This window comes from Peribacillus acanthi (assembly GCF_003073175.1).
Taxonomy (GTDB): Bacteria; Bacillota; Bacilli; order Bacillales; family DSM-1321; genus Bacillus_BN; species Bacillus_BN acanthi.
Genome location: NZ_QBBX01000008.1, coordinates 154,588 through 173,023, shown reverse-complemented (window position 1 = coordinate 173,023; position 18,436 = coordinate 154,588). Strand labels below are relative to the sequence as shown.

Annotated in this window: 19 protein-coding genes; 6 read left to right on the top strand and 13 right to left on the bottom strand. The window is 35.4% G+C overall.

From position 1 onward, the window contains the following. The first annotated feature begins 59 nt into the window (after positions 1 to 59). The 3 genes from DBX25_RS10475 to DBX25_RS10465 are packed head-to-tail and all read left to right on the top strand — an operon-like array spanning position 60 to position 2,897. A complete protein-coding gene (locus tag DBX25_RS10475) occupies positions 60 to 986 on the top strand; it encodes a serine/threonine-protein kinase (protein ID WP_205685205.1) in 927 nt (308 codons plus the stop codon). Positions 987 to 1,009: 23 nt separating this feature from the next. Beyond that, positions 1,010 to 2,128 (top strand): glycosyltransferase family 4 protein, encoded by a 1,119-nt coding sequence (locus DBX25_RS10470; protein ID WP_108670739.1) that lies wholly within the window; start codon positions 1,010 to 1,012, stop codon positions 2,126 to 2,128. Then, the gene (locus DBX25_RS10465; protein ID WP_108670738.1) at positions 2,121 to 2,897 is read left to right on the top strand and encodes a HipA family kinase; all 777 of its coding nucleotides are present in this window, start codon (positions 2,121 to 2,123) and stop codon (positions 2,895 to 2,897) included. Before DBX25_RS10470 ends, DBX25_RS10465 begins: the two co-directional genes overlap by 8 nt. An 81-nt stretch (positions 2,898 to 2,978) precedes the next feature. On the opposite strand, the gene DBX25_RS10460 is transcribed toward DBX25_RS10465, so the two are convergent. After that, the gene (locus DBX25_RS10460; protein WP_108670737.1) at positions 2,979 to 4,292 is read right to left on the bottom strand and encodes a UDP-glucose dehydrogenase family protein; all 1,314 of its coding nucleotides are present in this window, start codon (positions 4,290 to 4,292) and stop codon (positions 2,979 to 2,981) included. 1 nt (position 4,293) lies between these two features. Further along, positions 4,294 to 5,196 (bottom strand): UTP--glucose-1-phosphate uridylyltransferase GalU, encoded by a 903-nt coding sequence (gene galU / locus DBX25_RS10455; protein ID WP_108670736.1) that lies wholly within the window; start codon positions 5,194 to 5,196, stop codon positions 4,294 to 4,296. Between the two features lie 168 nt (positions 5,197 to 5,364). Here galU and DBX25_RS20845 point away from each other — a divergent pair, with 168 nt between their 5' ends. Then, a complete protein-coding gene (locus DBX25_RS20845) occupies positions 5,365 to 5,505 on the top strand; it encodes a hypothetical protein (RefSeq protein WP_170110132.1) in 141 nt (46 codons plus the stop codon). A 174-nt stretch (positions 5,506 to 5,679) separates the two neighbouring features. Here DBX25_RS20845 and DBX25_RS10450 read toward each other — a convergent pair whose 3' ends face one another. The 3 genes from DBX25_RS10450 to DBX25_RS20600 all read right to left on the bottom strand — a co-directional run bounded on the left by DBX25_RS10450 (position 5,680) and on the right by DBX25_RS20600 (position 7,435). Continuing rightward, positions 5,680 to 6,102 (bottom strand): hypothetical protein, encoded by a 423-nt coding sequence (locus DBX25_RS10450; protein ID WP_108670735.1) that lies wholly within the window; start codon positions 6,100 to 6,102, stop codon positions 5,680 to 5,682. Positions 6,103 to 6,164: 62 nt separating this feature from the next. Further along, positions 6,165 to 6,401, bottom strand: a complete 237-nt coding sequence (locus tag DBX25_RS10445) for a hypothetical protein (protein WP_108670734.1) — start codon at positions 6,399 to 6,401, stop codon at positions 6,165 to 6,167. Positions 6,402 to 6,559: 158 nt separating this feature from the next. Then, positions 6,560 to 7,435 (bottom strand): hypothetical protein, encoded by an 876-nt coding sequence (locus DBX25_RS20600; protein WP_157950942.1) that lies wholly within the window; start codon positions 7,433 to 7,435, stop codon positions 6,560 to 6,562. A gap of 328 nt (positions 7,436 to 7,763) precedes the next feature. Between DBX25_RS20600 and DBX25_RS10435 the strand changes: the two genes are divergently transcribed. Together DBX25_RS10435 and DBX25_RS10430 are read left to right on the top strand one after the other, a co-directional pair. Continuing rightward, entirely contained in the window at positions 7,764 to 8,258 is a 495-nt protein-coding gene (locus DBX25_RS10435; RefSeq protein ID WP_108670733.1) for a hypothetical protein, read from the top strand. A 172-nt stretch (positions 8,259 to 8,430) separates the two neighbouring features. Next, positions 8,431 to 10,425, top strand: a complete 1,995-nt coding sequence (locus DBX25_RS10430; RefSeq protein WP_108670732.1) for a hypothetical protein — start codon at positions 8,431 to 8,433, stop codon at positions 10,423 to 10,425. Between the two features lie 153 nt (positions 10,426 to 10,578). Here the strand turns inward: DBX25_RS10430 and DBX25_RS10425 are convergent, their stop codons facing one another. The 8 genes from DBX25_RS10425 to DBX25_RS10390 all read right to left on the bottom strand — a co-directional run bounded on the left by DBX25_RS10425 (position 10,579) and on the right by DBX25_RS10390 (position 18,428). Beyond that, positions 10,579 to 10,818: a DUF2164 domain-containing protein gene (locus DBX25_RS10425; RefSeq protein WP_157950941.1), complete on the bottom strand. Its 240-nt coding sequence runs from the start codon at positions 10,816 to 10,818 to the stop codon at positions 10,579 to 10,581. A gap of 135 nt (positions 10,819 to 10,953) precedes the next feature. Beyond that, a complete protein-coding gene (locus DBX25_RS10420; RefSeq protein WP_108670730.1) occupies positions 10,954 to 12,264 on the bottom strand; it encodes an NCS2 family permease in 1,311 nt (436 codons plus the stop codon). Between the two features lie 267 nt (positions 12,265 to 12,531). Further along, the gene (locus tag DBX25_RS10415; RefSeq protein ID WP_108670729.1) at positions 12,532 to 13,053 is read right to left on the bottom strand and encodes an RNA polymerase sigma factor; all 522 of its coding nucleotides are present in this window, start codon (positions 13,051 to 13,053) and stop codon (positions 12,532 to 12,534) included. Positions 13,054 to 13,077: 24 nt separating this feature from the next. Continuing rightward, positions 13,078 to 15,051, bottom strand: a complete 1,974-nt coding sequence (locus DBX25_RS10410; protein ID WP_108670728.1) for a DUF6449 domain-containing protein — start codon at positions 15,049 to 15,051, stop codon at positions 13,078 to 13,080. Next, positions 15,026 to 15,922, bottom strand: a complete 897-nt coding sequence (locus tag DBX25_RS10405; RefSeq protein WP_108670727.1) for an ABC transporter ATP-binding protein — start codon at positions 15,920 to 15,922, stop codon at positions 15,026 to 15,028. The genes DBX25_RS10410 and DBX25_RS10405 overlap by 26 nt, the downstream gene beginning before the upstream one ends. After that, positions 15,919 to 16,305: a GntR family transcriptional regulator gene (locus DBX25_RS10400; RefSeq protein WP_108670726.1), complete on the bottom strand. Its 387-nt coding sequence runs from the start codon at positions 16,303 to 16,305 to the stop codon at positions 15,919 to 15,921. The genes DBX25_RS10405 and DBX25_RS10400 overlap by 4 nt, the downstream gene beginning before the upstream one ends. Positions 16,306 to 16,548: 243 nt before the next feature. Continuing rightward, a complete protein-coding gene (locus DBX25_RS10395) occupies positions 16,549 to 17,568 on the bottom strand; it encodes an ABC transporter permease subunit (RefSeq protein WP_108670725.1) in 1,020 nt (339 codons plus the stop codon). Continuing rightward, complete coding sequence (locus tag DBX25_RS10390; RefSeq protein ID WP_108670724.1) at positions 17,565 to 18,428, bottom strand: ABC transporter permease subunit; 864 nt, start codon at positions 18,426 to 18,428, stop codon at positions 17,565 to 17,567. Before DBX25_RS10390 ends, DBX25_RS10395 begins: the two co-directional genes overlap by 4 nt. Positions 18,429 to 18,436: the final 8 nt, after the last annotated feature.

Here is an 18,436-nt window from a genome sequence, read left to right as displayed (position 1 = left end):
TTAGCACTTCAATTACGATAATGGACTCACTTAATTTATCGAAAGAAAGGACGGAAACCATGGATTTAAAAAACCTGAAGGACTTGGTTAAAGATATAGAGGTAAAAAACATGATCAATGCTGACGTAGAGGTAGTCAATAATTCTCCCCTTACGATGATGGGTAAAGGGCGCCAAGGAGCAGTCTTCTTATTATCTGACACGATTTGCGTAAAGGTATTTGGTAATGAGGAGGATTGTGAGCGTGAATATGTAGCCCTATCCATGGGTCAGCATACCGATCTATTCCCAAAAGTATTCGACAAAGGAACTCTTCACATAGCGATGGAAATCATTCAAGGTGTGGATTTGCGTGAGTATTTGCAATCACAACCGCTATCACCTGAACTTATGGATAAATTGATTGCTATGTTAATTACATTCAAGGAAATCGGTTACGAAAGAATCGATCATCATAAACGCCAGATTTATTTACAACCTGATGGCAGCCTTAAGGTAATTGATGTCGCTAGGACGATTTGGCGTGATCGCGTCTATCCTTATCCGCGAAAACTATTAACCTCTTTAGGAGAAGAAAACAAAGAAGTTTTCCTATCGTATGTACAATCCTATGCTCCTGAATTGCATCAAGAATGGCTACATTATATTGAAATGGAACAACTCTCCCGTACTATTTATCAATTATTGCTTAATAACCCCTCTGACAAAAAAGCTTCGAAAAAAGCCATTAAAGCTCTGCTTACAACCATTGACGAACAAACATATGCACATCAGCTAGAAAGCTTACTACACAAAGTTTATAAAGAGGAATGGGTCAAAGCGATGCTTGCAAGAGGAGTGGATCCAGACGAAGTGATGGAAAAGATTGATAAGTATTTGGAAGGCAAAAATATTTCCTTCAGTAACGGGAAATTTTCTAAAAAAGACAATAAACACTATGGTAAAGGAAAAGGTCTCACGGGCGGTTTTGGTGGAGGCTATTATTGAACTAAGATTGAGGTGGATCCAACATGAAAGTACTTGTTATTTGGCGCCTACTCACTGTTGGTGGAGTGAATGCAGGTTGGAGAAATCGTTCTATATACTTTAAAAAACATGGAATAGATACAGAATTCCTGTACACCACTGATCATGGCGGGCTACACATTATGCAAGGTGTAGCTCCAGTATATTTAACAAAGGATGATAAAGAAATCATTAAAATCATTAAAAAGAACAAGTATGACGCTATCATAGTTGTTGATACCGGTGCTGCATATAAATGGATTCGTAAAGCAAAGTTTAAAGGTCCAGTAATCGTTGAAGCACGTACCCCTGAGTTATTAAAACTGAAACCACACTTAGAAAAATTCAAGGATATTAAACCGGTTTCAATAATTGTTCCTTCACACTTTCAAAAACGATTAGTTTCAATTCTGACAGATGATATTCCTATTAAAGTAATCTATAACGGATTGGACACTTCTTTCTTCAAACCGTTGAAAAACGAAGAAATAGATTTTAACGATATTCCTGCTATGCCAGATAATAAGAAAATAATCGGTTGGATTGGTCGAGTGGATAAAAGGAAAAATTGGCCGATGTTAGTAGAAATAGCCAAGAAGATAAAAAGTGAACGGGATGATATTGAAATTTGGCTAATAGGCGGAGCTCAAAGTGTTCAACGTGAAGATTTTGCTGCCGTATGGGAAGAAGAGAATTTGACTGACATCATAAAATGGTTTCCTGTCATACCTTACCAGCAAATGCCACATGTTTATGCAAAAATACGTCAATCAGGTGGTTGTACACTTGCTACCACCAAAACTGAATCGTTCGGAAACACGTTCATTGAATCGATGGGATGCGGAGTGCCTGTGGTTGCTTCAAATATGATGCCAATTACAGAGCTAGTCATTCAAGGAGAAACCGGATTGCTCTTTCGTGGACATAATGTTCAAGATGCAGTTCAACAATTGTATACAATTCTCGATGATCCTCTTCTTCAGTCTAAAATGTCTCTTTCATCAATAGAACACGTTCAAAAAACCTTTTCTATTCAAACTGTAGCAGATTCATACATCGGGTTTTTAAAAGATCTATTGTCTAACAATGAAACAACAAATGGGGAGGTGTTCCCCCATGATTGAACCCGTAACCTATATTAAAACCTTAGAGGGAAAATCTAATGCACATCTCATTACCTTTGATGATGGTAGGGACTATGTAGTGAAGTATTATCAACCTGAGTTTAACAGAACATTACCAAATGAATGGATTGGATATTGTTTAGCTCGTTTTTTAAACTTACCTGTCCCTTACGCACAGCTTGTAAAAATCTCAAATGAATTCACTTCACAGTTTCCTGAACTATCCGGAATCGCTGAAACAAAGTACCAGTTTGCATCACTTTATGTTCCAGATTGCTTCAATGGACATGAGCTCACCACTATACCTCATCTTAATAATCCGCAGTCGCTTGCAGCCATTATCGTTTTTGATTACTGGCTTTGCAATAAGGATCGCACAAGAAAAAACATTCTATTATGTGATGAAAGCCCTGAAACTTACAAACTTTGGATTATCGACCAAGCAGAAATCTTTGGATCACATAGCTGGGAACAGCCTGATTTAGATAAACTCACAGGGAAAATTATGAAAAGTGCGACACACCAATTTATGGCTTCCTTTATTGATGATGAGAAGCAATTCGCTGAACAAATTGAAATTGTTCAAAAAATCCCACAGCTATTACTCGAAGAAATAATGTCATTGATGCCTGAAGATTGGAATATAACTTCAGATGAAAAAAATGCAATCGTTAACACCCTTCTGAAGCGCCGTAAAAAAACTCTTCCGGAGCAAATAGAAAAATTTATCAAAACTGTATATTTACCTTTACACAATAAACAGAATTAAGTCCCTTGCCATTTAGGTAAAGGGTTTTTTTCTTAAATATAAAAAACCACTCCTTATTATTAAATAGAGTGGTCTCCTATTTTATTTGATTATAATCTTCGGCCTTCCAATTGGATAATATTCGACGTGCTTGCAATCTCTTATCTTTTCCTCTTCCAAACAGTTTCTACCGTCAAAAATAATGGGCTGTTTCATCATTTTGGTGATTTGAGACAAATCTAACTGCCTGAACTCATTCCACTCTGTAACGATTAATAAAGCATCCGTATCTTGGATTGCTTCTTGAACCGAGTCTGCATATAGGACGCCATCTCCTATTATTCTTTTTGCATTTTCCATTGCTACTGGATCATAAGCCCTAACTTCAGCTCCTAAACCAGTTAATAACTCGATAATTTTAATGGAAGGAGCTTCTCTCATATCGTCAGTTTCTGGCTTGAATGCTAAACCTAAAATGGCTATCTTTTTCTCACTTAAGTCGCCAAAACGCTTTAATGCCTTTGTTACTAGTATTTCTTTTTGATTTTCGTTAATAGCAATGGTTTCTTTCAGCAAAGAAAAATCCACTTCGTATTGCTTGGCGGTATGAAGTAATGCCTTTACGTCCTTTGGGAAACAGGATCCCCCATAACCGATCCCCGCCTGTAGAAAAGATTCCCCTATCCTATTGTCTTTACCCATTCCCAATGCAACATCACTAATATCCGCTCCTACTGCTTCACAAAGATTGGAGATTTCGTTAATAAAACTGATCTTGCTAGCTAAAAAAGCGTTTGAAGCATACTTGATCATTTCTGCACTCCGAATGCTTGTTAAAAGTATAGGAACATTCAATGGTTTATACATTTTCATTACTTTTTCTGCTGCCTTTTTATTTTCAGATCCGATTATTATGCGATCTGCATGCATGGTATCCATAATGGCTGTACCTTGTCTGAGAAATTCCGGATTCGAAACAATTTTAATCGATATTCCTTTGTTACGATGTTTTCGTAGTATTTTTTTTATTGTATCATTCGTTCCCACTGGCACTGTACTTTTAATGACTACGATGGCATTATGTTTAAGGTTTTTGGATATATCAATAGCTGCTTGTTCTAGATACTTTAAATTCGCTGACCCATCATCACCTTGAGGAGTCCCTACAGCAATAATTATAATCTCTTTATCTTTTAACCCATCTTTATGGGATGTAGTAAATTTCAATCTTCCTGCTGAGATATTAGTATTAAGCATATCCTCGATGCCAGGTTCATAAATTGGAGAGATTCCGACATTTAATTTCTCTATCTTCTTCTCATCTATATCAATGCATGTGACTTCATGCCCTACTTCGGATAAACAAACACCAGTAGACAGCCCGACGTATCCTGTACCAATAACAGCTACTTTCATTTCAATTAGGCTCCTTATCTGTCTTATTGTTTAATTCATCACAAATTTCCATTAAGTAGGATTTTACTGCATCACTTATATCTTCTCTTTGTAGCGCAAAATCAATTGTGGCCATAACAAACCCCAATTTATCGCCAATATCATAGCGAATACCTTCGAAATTATAGCCCAAAACATTTTGTGATTTATTTAATTCATTAATGGCATCTGTTAGCTGCAACTCATTTCCATGTCCAGCTGGAAGATTTTCTAAAATTCCAAATATCTCAGGCGTTAAAACATACCGACCCATTATGGCAAAACGCGAAGGAGCATCTTTTACTTTTGGTTTTTCTACAAGGGAATCAATTGATATTAGATTAGGTTCAATTATTAATCCTTTAGGCTTGATAATCCCATATTTGCTCACTTCATTTTCCAAAACGTTCTGAATCCCTACCACTGAAGTTTGGTGTTTGTCATAGACATTAATGATTTGCTTTAGACATGGCGTTTCAGCTAATACAATATCATCCCCAAGCAATACTGCAAAAGGTTCATTGCCAATGAAGCTCTTAGCACATAGAATCGCATGCCCTAGACCTTTAGGTTCTTTTTGTCGAACATAGAAGATATTTGCCATATTGGAGATTTTCTGCACTTCCTCTAAAACTACAATCTTATTACTTCTTAATAACTCCTCTTCCAACTCATAAGATTTATCAAAATGATCCTCAATTGACCGCTTTCCTCTGCCGCTAATGATGATAATTTCCTCAATTCCCGAAGCTACAGCTTCTTCCACAATATATTGAATAGTTGGTTTATCAACAATCGGCAGCATTTCCTTTGGTTGGGCTTTTGTTGCTGGCAAAAAACGCGTACCATAACCGGCCGCGGGAATAATCGCCTTTCGGATTTTCATGGTTGCTGCCCCCAGTATTTTTTCCTTACTACTTTATATGTAAAAAGACATACTTGGGTCACGTTAGAAGCCTATAATTTGGGAATTAACTTTTCCTATTCTCACTTCTATGAGTAACTTAGCTACTATTAGGAGAAGATACAAAAATCAATGGAAAGGAGGATACATATGAAGAAAAAGAAATACTTACTGGTATTACTTTCAACAATCCTTTCAGCTGGTATGCTATTCGGCTGTAACGGTGTTGATGAAGATGAGCCAGATCCAAGTGAAGAACCTTCAGAGCAACAAGAAGATGATGCTCAATAATGAATTAGAAAAGCTGGCAAAATTATTGGCCAGCTTTTTCATAATAAAAAAGATAAACCTACTCTGTCATAACTTTGCTTGAATGGTAAACGATCAGTTCATGCAATAAATTGTCCTGTATGAAACAAAAAAAAATCGCTCCTTTTTCGATAGGGACGATTTTTCACATTTTGATTATTTATTATAAATCTCTTTATAAGCAATTATTTTTAAGGCCATTATCTCCTCTTCTGTTAATTTACTCTCAAGATCCTGGATAATTTCTTCTTTTGTGACAGATCCCTTTTTGACTTTAGCTTGAATATCCTGAAGTTTAGTAATTCCCACTTTTTTAATAAGTACACGGGTAGCTTCTTCTTTTGTTTGGAAAGGTAGCTTCTTTTGATCTATTGTTTCTGCTTCTTCAATGAATTGTTTTAATTCGGGGTCACTTTCAACATATTTTTTGACCTCTTCTATCTGCCCACTATTTTCCAATTCTGTAGAAACGACATCCATTATTTTTTCAGAAGCTATATTGGTCCCAAAATAGTAAGCGCCATAACCAATTGAAATTAGCACAACGATTGGTATTAATAAAAATTTAATAATCTTCATCTTCTCACTCCTAACTTATACATAAATATACTACAGAAGTGGAAAATGTAAAATTAATGCAGTCAACTCTTGCTTTTTCTCATTAAATACCCTATAGTCGTACCCATTTCACGGTTCACCAGTTTCTCCATTTCTTCTAAATCATTCCTCGTGACAATGGGGTCTAAAGACGACCATTTAACATGTTTCACGAAATAGAAATTAGTTATCATTCCAAGTAAAACAGGAGAGTTTGGAAATTGGTCAAACACAAATTCCAAATGTCCCCTTTTTTTATATTGATAGTTTATGATGTTCATAGAATCACCTAACATTTACTGTACGTTACTAAAACTTATATTGTATGTTATACCACTATTTTAGTAATGATAGGCATTAATCTTTAGAAAATTTTTGTTAGCTTAGTATACAACTATTTCCACTAAACTATTGTTTTTTAAACAAACATTTTCTTTTCTTATTCTTCCTGAACCCCTAGATTTTCTTCTGAGACTTGTTCTGCCTTAGATCCATGTTCTTTTTTAGGTCCTTTAGCTTTTTTTGAGACCTTTCTTTCTTTAGTTTCTTTGACAGGCATAACATCTTCTTCCAGGCCTTGTGCTCCTTCAGTAACTTCGACTTCTTTTTTACCACCTTTGGATCCTTTTTCCTTCTTACCTTTTTTATCTTCTTTTACTGGTTTTCCTTCTTCTGGTCCTTCGGCTCCTTCAGTAACTTCGACTTCTTTCTTACCACCTTTGGATCCTTTTTCCTTCTTACCTTTTTTATCTTCTTTTACTGGTTTTCCTTCTTCTGGTCCTTCGGCTCCTTCAGTAACTTCGACTTCTTTCTTACCACCTTTGGATCCTTTTTCCTTCTTACCTTTTTTATCTTCTTTTACTGGTTTTCCTTCTTCTGGTCCTTCGGCTCCTTCAGTAACTTCGACTTCTTTCTTACCACCTTTAGAACCTTTTTCCTTTTTACCTTTTTTATCTTCTTTTACTGGTTTTCCTTCTTCCGGTCCTTCGGCTCCTTCAGTAACTTCGACTTCTTTCTTACCACCTTTAGAACCTTTTTCCTTCTTACCTTTTTTATCTTCTTTTACTGGTTTTCTTTCTTCTGGTCCTTCGGCTCCTTCAATAACTTCGACTTCTTTTTTACTACCTTTGGATCCTTTTTCCTTCTTACCTTTTTTATCTCCCTTAGCACCTTTGTCTTTTTTCAACACTAAATTCTCAACAGGTTCCGAAGCTTCAAACTCATCTGTTTGATTATTACTCATATAAGTTAATAATCCTTTTTGACTTGCTATCACAAAAAGATCTGAAATATTTTCATTTATGTGTATATCCAATTTAGTTATCCTCCCAAAAAAATTTATTCTCAAATTATCTTATGGGGATATGTATCATTTTGATTAGACAACTGCACATTTTTCCTATAGATGTCTTCATCCTTTAGCTTATTTATATTAGAAGGATAAATTTGAAAGGAAAATCCACAATAATATTTTTATACTCCAGTTTTTTCACAACACTGAAGAAAGATATATAGTACAAAGAATAGAAGAATTGTAGAAAAAACTTCAAGTTCTATTTATAAAAAGGGCGAATGCCTTAGTTACCCTTTCCTACCGTGACACATATAATTACAGGGAAATAGCATATAAGGAGGAGCAATAAATGAATAAATCAACATTAGAGACCTTGATTGGAAAAGTAATAAAGGTTGATAGAGGTGGACCAGAATCTCGTGTAGGAAAATTGTTAGAAGTAGGTTCAGACTACTTTGTACTACACACTAGAGAAGATGGAGTTTTGTATTACAAAGGTCATCATGTAAAAAGCATTACTGAGAATACAAAAAACAGACTAGAATATGATTCATCTGGCCAAGATACTTTGAAATATAAGTCTGGTAAGGATTTCAAAGATTTAATTTCCCATTTTAAAGAGCAATGGGTAAGAATTAACCGTGGCGGCCCTGAAAAAATTGAAGGAATTTTAACAGAAGTAAACCACGACTTCTTAACTGTAGTTTTAAATGAAGAGGTAATTCGTCTTTCCATGTTCCATGTAAGAAATCTTAGTAACACTTTAAGATCCGAACTAAAAAAGGACGATAAAAAAGAAGAAAAAAAGGATAACAAGAAAGATTCTGAAAACCAAAAAAACTAATTGATGTGTCTTATTTTAAAAAAATTAAATATACATTAATATGGTTTCAGATTTCTCCCATTACCAGTTAAAAGGCATGGTTTTGTCTCATTACATTCATCTTGTGAGAGAAATCATGCCTTAAATTATAAATAGAAATATGATAAGTCGATTAACCGAGGAGGTTATAGCAATGCTAAACCTTAACTTTTCCCCATCGGATGAAAATGAAAATAGTGATGATATTGATTTAGAATCATCGGAAAATCACAATGAAGAATCTTCCTCTTCTACAATCCAGTATGTTGACGAATCATCTCCTTCGACCATCCAATTCGTCGACGAATCGTCTTCTAATACTGTTCGTTATGCAGAGGAATCTTCTTTAAATACTGTTCATTATTCAGTTGAATCTTCTTCATATACCGTTCAATATGTTGAGGAATCATCTTCATACACCGTTCGTTATGTTGAGGAATCTTCTTCTAACAACGTTCACTATACAGAAGAGTCTTCGTCCACTACTCAAGCCAATTATGAAGAATCTTCGTCGTCTTCTGTTCAGTATGTAGAGGAATCTTCTTCGGAACTATATATTGAAGAATCTTCGTCTTCCACCGATCATTCTTATCATGAGGAATCTTCATCATCGGTCCTGAATGTAGAAGAATCTTCGTCTTCAGTCCAATACGCAGATGAATCATCGTCTTCGGTACATTTTGTAGAGGAATCTTCATCATCTCTAAGCGGGTATGCCGATGAATCTTCTTCTATTGAAAGATCATATTATGAAGAATCTTCTTCTGACGTATACGTTGAGGAATCATCTTCAACTCGACAATATAATTATGAGGAATCCTCGTCCACTATGCAGTATGTTGAGGAGTCATCTTCTATGACAGTTCAGTATTCAGATGAATCTTCGGCTAGTACTGTTGAGTTTATCGAAGAATCTTCTTCTGGAAGTCAATATTATCTAGACGAATCTTCCTCGATTAGTCTTTATTTACCTGACGAATCTTCTTCTGAAGAAAATAGTGAAGAGTTTGATAATGAATCTTCTTCTATGATCGATGCTAGTCAAGAAGAGTCCTCATCTTCTATAGTTGAGGAGATTAGTATCGAATCATCATTCGTTGAATATGAAGAAATTGAAGATGAATCTTCTTCTGTTGAAAATGTTCGTGAAAACGAATCGCCTTCTTCAGTCATAGTTGAATCTTCTTTTGTTGAACATGTTGGAGGAAATGAATCCTCTTCTTCTGAAATCATCGAGGTTGAATCCTCTTCTGTTGAAGATATTAGAGAAAATGAATCCTCCTCTTCTGAAGCTATTGAGGTTGAATCCTCTTCTGTTGAAGATGTTGGAGAAAATGAATCCTCCTCTTCTGAAGCTATCGAAGTGGAATCCTCTTCTGTTGAAGATGTTGAAGAAAATGAATCCTCCTCTTCTGAAGCTATCGAGGTTGAATCCTCTTCTGTTGAAGATGTTGAAGAAAATGAATCCTCCTCTTCTGAAGCTATCGAGGTTGAATCCTCTTCTGTTGAAGATGTTGGAGAAAATGAATCCTCCTCTTCCGAAATTATCGAGGTTGAATCATCATCTATAGAAAATGTTTATGAGAATGAATCCTCTTCTTCTAGTGGCTTTCCAATAGAGTCATCTTCTGAAGAAAGCGTATGTGAAACAGAATCTTCTTGGTCACCTGAAGGACAATATATCTTCCGGCAGAAGTCATCTTCTAGAAGGAATCGTTACCCAAAATCCTATGAACCAGAATTTGAGTATTACTACGAGGATCAGACTGATTTTTACGATATATATCAAAACCTAAGTTCTTCAAACTCTAATAATCATTCAACATCCGAACAGACTACTTATCGATCCCAAGAATCTAACTCAAATGAAACTAGGAGAAGAAGATTTGAAAATGAAGTAATCCATGCTAACGAGATTAGTAACTCTAGGTGTGCCTGGAAACCTACTGGAAATGACGATAGTAACACAAGGGTAAGCAACCAACATTATCAAACATTCAAATGCACAAATCGTTCAGTCCATTCTTATAACATCGAGCAACAAGAGCCATTAAATATGGAACGTGAAATGGAATTACAATATTTATCATTAATGAAACATGCTGAGAAAATGTATCTAAAATTGAAGAATAAAAGAGAAGATTGCTAGTCAACAATATGCCTTTTCAGAAAGGAGGCGTATTCGATGAACTTCCATCCCGATCCAAATTCCTTGGAGACCTTAAGAATGATTTGAAACCATTTCATTCTCAGGGCCTCCATTTATTTTTATTTAATTTTAGTTCCAGTAAAATCATTAATTTTATCGAATCGGTCTTTTAAGGGATTGAAGATCTTCTTCGATCCCCATCATTCTTTCAACAATCATTTTTTGGGATTCATTTATTCCTGCGTTGTAATAATGAGGAGCAATTGTTTCCTTGAAGAAATCTAGTATACTTTCTGCAGCAAATCTAGATAACTCTTCGTCTCGCTCATGTAAAAAGAATGCTTGAATATCAGAAATCATTTTTTCTTTTTCTTCCCGGTTAATTTTAAACATGATTCTCCTCCTTTTAAAGGATTTTATCATAATATATCTTGAATAAAAGTTATTTAAAAAGCTATGTTAAAAGAAAAGAGTGCCCAAGATCTAAATTCTCCGAATCAGGGAGACAGATCTCGAACACTCTTTTTATTATGAAAATGAGTGCAAGACAAAGTTTAGTAGGAACAGTCCTGCAATCAAGATTAACGGTAATGAAACTTCTTTTCTTTTTCCAAGTAAAAGTTTAAAAATTGGGTATGCGATAAATCCAAATGCAATTCCATCAGCAATGCTATAAGTGAATGGAATCATTACTATGATTAAGAAAGCTGGAAACGCTTCAGTAAAATCATTAAAGTTGATATGCTTCACATTCTGCAACATCAATGCTCCAATAATAATAAGAATTGGGGCAATCGCACTACCAGGAATAATTTTAATTATTGGTATGAAGAAAAGTGATACTAAGAACAACAAACCAGTTGTAACTGCAGTCAAACCAGTTCGACCACCAGCTGCAATTCCCGACGCACTTTCAACGGTAGCAACAGAAGGACTTGAGCCAAATAATCCACATAATATGGACGAAAGTGCAGTAGATCTGTAACCAGAAACAAACTTCTCTGGTTTATTAATCATTGCTGTATGTCCATGAACCAGTCCAATGTTCTCAAACACTAACACCATAGCAAATGAGAATGAAGCAACCCAGAATGCTGTCGACCATATATTGGTCAATGAAAAAGCTAAAAATACATCTTCGAAATCTTTAAATCCAGCCGTGGCTTCTGAGATTGTACCAAAGCCCTCCCATTTAACCAGTCCGAACATTGCAGCAATAGCAGTTCCAATCAGCAAGCTGATTAAAAAGTTACCAGGTACATTTTTAATAAAAAGCGTAACTGTCACAATTAAGGTTAGGATCGTAGCAAGTACAATAGGGTTGTCAAATTGACCAATCATTAAGATGGAATGTTCACCTGTTTGGATTAATCCTCCCTTTTCTAATCCAATCATTGTTAGGAATAAGCCTAAACCAACCGTAATAGCTTCCTTCAATGATTGTGGGATTGAATCAGACAAAATTGTCACTAATGGTGTAAATGCAACGATTGCAAACAGTATTCCTGATACAGTTACTACTCCTAAAGCTTGTTGCCAAGAAAAGCCCATGTTCTGGACAATGGTATAGGTGAACATCGCATTTAATCCCATACCAGGCACTAAAATGATTGGCGTGTTCGACCATAATCCAACTAATACACAGCTAATAAAGCTAACCAATGCTGTTGCAATAATACCAGCTTCTCTTGGAATACCCGCTTCTGCCAAAATGGATGAGTTGACAGCAATGATATAGACAATAGTAAAAAACGAAACAGCACCTGCAAGAATTTCCTTCTTTACAGTAGTTTGGTTTTCTACAAGACTAAAGCGCTGTTGAATCCAATGCTGTAGCAAGTAAATCTCCTCTATTCAATTTATCCCTCTCCCACCCAAGTAGCCTTTAAGAGGTACGTACCTCCAAAAGCCCTCAAGTTCTCATTATAGAGACATCAGACCTATTTTTCAATATCTCCATTGAACATAAATGTTGGTAAGAGGTTAAGGACTATCTAAATGTAAGGCTCTCTACTATTTTGTTCGATATAGTTGTAAATATCCATAGCCTAGATATTTATCATTTAATGATAATATTGATATTTGTATAAAAAACGCCAATTAGCATTAAGCTAACTGGCGTTTTTTATTCACAAGCTCTGTTCTTAGTAATCTTCTCGAACGATGTATCCATGTTTTTACTGTCCCTAATTTTATATGCATATGATCTGATATATCTTCATCCTTCATACCATGTAGGGCTTTTAACAAAAACACTTGTCTTTTTGAAGCGTCCCATTCATTCACACAATCGTACATTTTTTCAAGGAGGTCAGAATTTTCTACGATTTGATCGATGGAAGGTTGAGGAGAAGCCGTATATTCATAGAAATCTTCTACAAAATAGGCTTCAGTCTTTTTTTCCTTTCTCAAATAATCGATTGCTGTACGTCTGGCAATCATGGAAAGCCATGCACCCATCTTATCAGAATGTGTGAGTGTCTCCATTTTTTGATAGGCCTTAATAAACGTATCCTGTACGATATCCTCCGTTAAAAAAGGGTCATGAATGATGGAGCGGACGATTCCTTTTAGCATCTTTTCATACCGAACATATAGTCCTTCAAATTCTAGCTCATGTTGATTCATCCGTCAGCCTCCATCCTTCAATCATTATTTTTCAAAATGGGTTTTAATAAAATATGGTGCGTTTTTTTGCGAAATGGCCTTAATTTCATAGTTGGCATTCCCTTTATAAACATATAGCACTAAATAAGGCCCTCTCTCTAAATCCCAATTATCGTTCTGAAGGCACTGCTCAATTTTTTCCTTATCTGTCACCTTCAATGAAGAAGCGTTTGACAACACCTGTTTTTGAACTAATTCGTAGTCAAAGTAGCCTCTTTCATCCTTACTAATTCTATCGTTCGGTAGAATATAAATTTCTTCAATGTCATCCGAACTTACTACTGCATCATCCAAGTCCCCTGACTCTTTTAACAATGCTATTAATTCTTCATAATATGGATACAAATCTGTATAAACGCGTTTCCCGTTGCTAAGTAAAACCTCAATATTTGAGGAAGGCTCTACTTTTTTTGTCATGTTCTCATAGCTCACACCATGCATATCATTCTTTAACGCAGCCAATACCGCTTGTAGCTTTGGTTGTTCTGTTACACTAAGACGCTTATTGACAGGAGCATTCGGGATTATGGTGATTTTATCCACGTCCTCTATCTGGACCTTCAAAATTGGTGACTGCATTTCTTTATATTCTTTAGATTCGTAAATTGGCTTATAATAGTTATCCAATTTCTCATCTTCCAAAACTCGATATTGTCGGACGAATCGATCACCATTTTTCATTTCGTATACAAAATATTTATGGGTGAAATATCGGTAGTTTGATTGTTTAATAGGATCGAGTTTGGCAATTTGCTTGTGTAAGGCCATTACATTTTCAATGTTTTCCTTACTAGATAGTAAAGAAATCTTTCCATATTCTGTACCTTCCAAATAAGCATGGAGATTATCCCCCATATAAACTTTTTCTATCTCATTTAGTTGAGGCACTTTCTTTTCAAATCCTGTAAAATCAATGAGGAAAAGTCCATATAGAACTGCTGTTGCCACTAAAAAAACCGAATACCTCTTCCATTCCACTAGATTGAAAACACGCCACGTCTTTTCTATGACACTTCGAGCTACAAAATACCCAATTAATGACCCGAATAAATATCCGAACATTAGCCATTCAACACTATTTTTTGATTCTCCAAAGTACAGGCCACCAGTTAGCATAAAACAAAATGCTACACCATATGTGAAAATTGGCCGAAGGATTGGATAGGCTAATGCTTGCGAGGCACTTTCAATATTTCGTTTTTGATATAACCATAAAGCTAATCCATAAAAAACGATAATAGCAAGACCAAATAACCAAACAGCTAATTCTCCAATATCTTTACGTCCCCAGTTTGTAGCGTAGAGAATTGGGGAATAATCATAAACTTTTGATGACATATAGTAATCATAGGCAAATCCGTTAAGGAAAAATTTTAGTGAATATATAACCAACATAAAAATACCGGTTGGGAATAACAAAAAAATCGTAGTAAGGATTCCTTGAAAAACAGCGATTCCTGTAATTGTGGCTATTACCGCTCCAGCAAAGAATATAAATAAACCGAATAGGATCGTAATGCCAATCCACGCCAACACTTCTTGTACAGTAAGAATTTCCTGAAGTGATAGTGTTACCCTTAAGATTAAAACTAGTAGACCATTAATTAATACTGGGATTATGTACAGCATGATTCCCACTAGTAAATATTGGTTAAATAATTTAGCACGTTTTACCGGAAGACTATGCATAAAATCCGCTGCTTGTTTATTATGAAGATAAGAAAACAAGAAAATACTTAACAGTAGTGGAACACCAATCATCATAAAGTATTGGATTTCAAAAAAATAAGAAAATGGATTTCTTATATTCCTATAATGATAGTAATCCGTGTCCATCATGATCATCTGCAAAGGTACTGAAAAGAATAACCCAATAAAATATATCAGCCCTACCCAGCCACTACCTCTTACAACTTGTTTTAGAATTTCCTTGTTAAACGAGTAAGTTGTCGATGGCATAGCCTGCTTCCCCCATTTCGTAAATGAAAATTTCTTCTAACGTTAATGGAAGCATGTCAAACAGGACTGGATGAAGTGTTCTAAAATGTTTTTCAATTTCTTCCTCTTTACCACGCACCACACATAAGATTACACTGCCTCTTCTTTCTTGATGAAGCACCTTCAAACTTTCGAAAACTTGCTCTGGTTCCTCTTTAAATGCAACCTGGATTTTATGGACATCCGATTTTAAATCATCCAGATCTTTTTCAAGCATCATTTTTCCTTTATGAAGAATTCCGATATGGTCACAGATATCCTCAACTTCCCTTAAGTTGTGTGACGAAATCATTACTGTCATCTCACGATCAGCAACATCTTGGACTAACAGGTTTTTTACTTTTTTCCTAATGACAGGGTCTAAACCGTCAAATGGTTCATCTAGTAGTAACACATCTGGCATGGAGGAAAATGCTAACCAAAACGCTACCTGTCTTTGCATTCCTTTTGAGAAACGCTGAACCTTTTTGTTAACATCAATATCAAACATCGCGTGTAATTTCTCAAATCTATCCCAATTCCACTGCGGATAGATGTTTGAATAATAGTCAGCCATTTGCTTTGTGGTGTAATGAGAAAAAAAGAACGGGATGTCTGGCATGAAAATGAGTGTGTTTTTTATATTTAGGTTTTCAAAAACTATTTCATCGTTGATGACCGCTGTTCCAGTGTCTTGTTTATAGATTCCTGCAAGTATCTTCATAAGTGTTGTTTTGCCTGCACCATTTGAACCAAGCAAACCGTAAATCGATCCTTTTTCTACTGAGAAGGACACACCGTCCACAACAACATTTTCTTCAAACATTTTAAACAATTGATTAATTTCAATCATACTTCTGAAGTCCCTCCTATAGAGGCATCTAGCTCACGAACAAGGGCTATTACATCATCCGCCTTTAATCCAAGATACATGGCCTCAGATAACACTTTTAAGAGCTCTTTCTTCACTGTTTCCAACTTTTCTGAATTAATCACAAGACTATTTGGGTTCACAAAGCTCCCCCTCCCTTTCACGGAGTATATATATCCTTGCACTTCTAATTCCCGGTACGCCTTTTGAATCGTATTTGGATTAATCGTTAACTGTTGCGCCAATGTACGTACAGATGGTAGCTGTTCATCAGCCTTCAAAACTTCACTGATGATTAATTCTTTTAGCTTATCCACAAGCTGCTCATAGATTGGCTGTCGGCTTCTCATATCTAATTCAAACAACCGTTATCACCCTCACTCTGTACTGTGTGTACTACGAGTATTAGTACACTTAAATCATAATACATAAATAATAAAAAGGAAAGCTTATTTTTCCCATATTTTTTAAAAAATGTATTAAACCCCTTTGTTAATGATCACAACAAACAATCTAAGCGAAAAGACTTAGCAGGAAAGGTTAACAGCGCTCAAAGAAAAAACACCGGTATTTTACCAGTGCTCCATGAGTTGAAAAATATAAAAATGTTATATTTCTCTACCAATTTCCTTATTCACAAAAGTAAAAGAGACCGATTTCTTTTTGTCAGAATTAATCTTCTCTTTTTCTTTTAGAGGCAATTTTACACCTAAAACAGTATTTTTTTCCCACTCTTTCACAGTTAGACTGGCTAACATGATTAAAAGAAAGAAGCAAAGCATTGGAAATAGAACAAGCCACGGTGCCATTAAATATTCTTTTCGATAGAAACCAATTAAACCGGCCCATTCATTAACCAAACTTCCCTTATCCACATTCTCATCTTTTATCACGCTAGCAAATACCGAGCCACCTATAAAGTAGCCAAAAACTCCCAAGTACATCATTAGAGTTAATGTCTGAATGAATTGCTGTAGAAAAAGTATTCCCCCATAGACCTTTAAATGAGGCAGGAGATGTTTACGTATGATATGCCATGGCGATGCACCTAACAATAAAGAACTTTGCACATATGAGGTTTCACGTAATTTGTCTACTAGATCGGAACTCCATGTTATCACCGATGGGAGGGCAATCACCACCAGGATGATGATTTGCACACTGACTAGTTTCAGGAGATCAACACTAATGTACGAACGGACGACTGGATTCATCAAAAACATCGCAACGATAAGGGCAGGTATATATTTGAACGGTAACGAAAACGCCTCAACAACAAAACGAACTTTCCTGGCATACATTGAAAGAAATAAACCAATAACACTTCCAATCGTCACCCTTAATAAAGTAATACCCAATCCCGCTAAAATCGTAAATTTCGCCCCGATTAACAGCATATGGTCAACTTTATATCCACTTCTGTCAGTACCTAAAAGAAACTCAGAAGAAGGCGGAAAGGGAGCCTTTGCGAGCGCTTTCCCGTTGTTATCAAATATAACCAAATTCTCTGTTTTAGGCTCCAAATTTAAAGAAGAAACATAAAAACTTACAATCAACAAAACTCCCAATACTATAATTGTGATAAATAGGAACTTCCATGCCCATATTCTTCTAATTAAAGTTCTCATAGACTATTCACCTCTCTATTTCGTCCTTTGGCGAATCGAATAATGATTTCAATTACCAATAAAGGTCCAATATAGGTTAGGATACTTATGAATATTAAAGGACTATATTCACTTTTAAATAATGAATAGAACACCATATCCGAAAAACCATGAAGGGAAAATAAAGATTCAACCAAAACGATTTGTGACAACATCATCCATATAATAAATCGCACTTGCAATAAATAAAATGGAACTGTATTGCGTATTACATGTGTAAACAATAAACGCCCCATTCCTAATCCTTTCGCTTTCGCTACTAATATATAATCCTTTTTTAATTCTTCACCTATTACTTTGACAAAGAATTTTGTCATAAATATTCCAGGTAGCACGGAAATGATAAATATCGGAACAAAATATGGTGTTTGACCAATTCCGTATAATTTCAAAAACTTAATTCCTGTACTTTTATATAACGCAATTACTAGTACTTGTAACACAAAAATAATTAATAGATCCGGTACTCCTTCAAAAAGATTTAAAACTCTATTAATATATGTACTCCATTTGGCTGGTAAAGAGTGAATTACTATCGCAAGAATGACTCCTACAACACTAGTAACAAATAAAGAAATAACCAATAAAGTCATGGTATATGAGAGACCCTCATAGACCATCGGAACTTTCCAATAATCAATCATCATTTGAAGGTCTAGATGTTTTAAACCATCAAACAAATCCTTCAGAATAGGTTCCACACCTGTAATTCTTCCATCCTTTGGTTTCTCTCCATGCATTAATAATTGTGGAAATACAAATAGAAATACAATACTGGATGCTAAAGCAATCAGTGAAACTATCATCCGAATCACTACCATATAGACTC